The following is an 822-nucleotide window of genomic DNA, read 5'->3' as shown; positions in this document are numbered from 1 at the left end:
CTCACAATGTACACACGAAAACGACTAAGTGAGTTGGCTCACAATGTACACATCATGAGCACCGAGAAGAAGCGCGTGCAGTTTCGGGCCCCCAATCGGCTCATCGATCGGGCGGATGCACTCGCTGCAGTCCTTGGGGAAGACCGAACAGACGTCCTCGTGACCGCGCTTCGGGAGTACCTCCAAGACGCCGCTCACGACGACAAACTCGTCCAGGAGATTGCCGCCGCCTACTACGACGACGAGATTACCTTCGAGCAACTCAAAGCGCTCGTCGGCGCCGAAGAGGCGGCCAACCTCCGCGTGTTGAAACAACAGTTAGACGAGGACTTCATCGACGAGGTTGCCGACGTATAGATGGCGCAGCTTATCGCAGACGCCTCCGCCCTCGTGAGTCTCGGGATCGTTACTGGCGACGAGCCCGATCCACTCGCACTTTGTCTTTCACAGTACGAGGTCGTCGTCCCAACGGCGGTCATCGATGAACTCCGTGAGATTGCCTCCTACGATGACGTCCACGGACACGCTGCGTCCGCCGTCCTCGACCAAACGGATTCATTCACAACACAGTCGGTCGAGCTTGATGCGGAGTTTCCGCTCGATGACGGTGAGAACGCGGCGGTCACCCTCGCAAACGAACTCGATGCTGCGCTCTTCCTCTGTGACGAGTTCAACCAACTTGGTTTGATCCACGCCTCACTCGCTGATACCCGACTCGTCACGACGCCGACGCTGCTCTCGGTGTTCGTTCGAACTGAACAGCTCTCAGCTGCTGATGCGCGCCTGCTCCTCGCTGACCTCAGCGACGCTCGTATCTGGGGT

2 protein-coding genes are annotated in these 822 nt (G+C 58.6%); both read left to right on the top strand.

Translation table 11 applies throughout. The annotated features are described in order from the left end of the window. Nucleotides 1-54: 54 nt before the first annotated feature. Complete coding sequence (locus C5B90_RS19935; RefSeq protein WP_058567097.1) at nucleotides 55-357, top strand: hypothetical protein; 303 nt, start codon at nucleotides 55-57, stop codon at nucleotides 355-357. Next, nucleotides 358-822, top strand: a 465-nt coding sequence (locus tag C5B90_RS19930; RefSeq protein ID WP_115883635.1) for a hypothetical protein, incomplete at its 3' end; no start/stop codon positions are given. It lies immediately after the preceding gene.

Source organism: Haloferax sp. Atlit-12N, assembly GCF_003383095.1.
GTDB lineage: Archaea > Halobacteriota > Halobacteria > Halobacteriales > Haloferacaceae > Haloferax.
The sequence above is the reverse complement of the archived record's forward strand: the minus strand, read 5'-3'. Positions and strand labels throughout refer to the sequence as shown.